We start from the raw sequence: 1,223 nt of genomic DNA on the forward strand, positions 1-1,223 counted from the left end.
ACTTCAACTTTGCTAACTGTGCTCAAACTGGTAAATCTAAAAATAGATTTGTTAGATAACCGTACAACTGTAGAACAGTTGCACGAACTCTTATTAGCAAAAGATTTCACAAATACAGAATCGCAAATTTATCTTCAATGCGAGACGACACAGTTTAGTTACCTTGTAACAAAACTTAAACCATTTTTTATTTATTTCAATCCTACGGCAATAGAACGTTCTGGAAAATTTGTTACCAAAACAGGTACGCTATTAAAGGCTAATAATCTTCACAAAAACAAAGTTCATAACCCAAAAGAAAAGGAAGAAATAGATAAAATTATCCAACAACTGCAATAAAAAACAGTAAGAATAGTAAGAAACCTTACTGTTGTCTTACCCTTGTTTTACACTCTTACTAAAATCGAGAAGCCAATTTTGAACCTTTGTCCTGTTCTTGAAAACCAAGAATGACATTTGGCCAGATGTCCATTTACTATAAACTAAAATTTTATTAGTTATGGACGAAATATTAGAACGTCTCAANAAGCGTGTAAGTTTTTGGAATTATCACAATCCCATTTATACAAACTTACAAGTACAGGAACCATTCCACATTATAAACCGAATGGAAAGAAAATTTATTTTAACAGAGTCGAATTAGAAGAATGGTTATTAAGTAACCGTGTTGATTCACAAGATGAAATCGAACAGCAAGCTGCCGATTACCTAATTAAGAAAGGAGCGGTGAAGTTATGACTGAAATAATCGATTTAATCTTGGCACTCTCGCAAGATATCAAGGACTTAAAAGCACGTATCGAATTGTTGCGACAATCGAGAGCAGAAGTATTAAAGGATACGTGGATAGACAATCAAGATGTATTGCAGACTTTACATATTAGTAAGCGTACGTTGCAAACTTTAAGAACCAATGGCACTTTGCCTTACAGCAAAGTAAAAGGTAAATTTTACTATAGAGTTGCTGACATAGAGCAATTGCTTCAAGATAACTACTACAACCATAATTTCAAGCAAGATGGAAATAAGTAGAGAAGCAATTTTAGACAAAACACATTATGGCTTAAAGATTTATGCCTATGTGTTAAGACAGTATTATCCTGATACAACAGTCCTTTCCGTAAAAGGAAGGGACTGCGGGATAACTCGTAACCCATTTAATGGTGGAAAAGAAACTTTACGGATTCATATTGATGGAGTGATTGCAACCCATAGAGATACCGA

The 1,223-nt window shown here is 33.8% G+C and carries 3 protein-coding genes and 1 pseudogene; all 4 read left to right on the forward strand.

The genetic code is table 11. From position 1 onward, the window contains the following. On the forward strand, nt 1-339 hold a 339-nt coding region (locus tag FUA24_RS07670), incomplete at its 5' end, for a DUF6617 family protein (RefSeq protein WP_222861334.1). 171 nt (nt 340-510) lie between these two features. Then, a complete protein-coding gene (locus FUA24_RS07675; RefSeq protein WP_262713604.1) occupies nt 511-738 on the forward strand; it encodes a helix-turn-helix domain-containing protein in 228 nt (75 codons plus the stop codon). Beyond that, nucleotides 735-1,031: a helix-turn-helix domain-containing protein gene (locus FUA24_RS07680; RefSeq protein ID WP_027879784.1), complete on the forward strand. Its 297-nt coding sequence runs from the start codon at nt 735-737 to the stop codon at nt 1,029-1,031. The genes FUA24_RS07675 and FUA24_RS07680 overlap by 4 nt, the downstream gene beginning before the upstream one ends. Then, a pseudogene (locus FUA24_RS07685) lies at nt 1,018-1,223 on the forward strand (BT4734/BF3469 family protein); the annotation flags it as partial. The gene FUA24_RS07680 and the pseudogene FUA24_RS07685, both read left to right, overlap by 14 nt.

Source organism: Seonamhaeicola marinus (genome assembly GCF_008085455.1).

Bases quoted from the DNA above. Each gene is read 5' to 3' on its own strand.
- FUA24_RS07680 (WP_027879784.1), top strand. From the start codon at position 735: ATGACTGAAATAATCGATTTAATCTTGGCACTCTCGCAAGATATCAAG.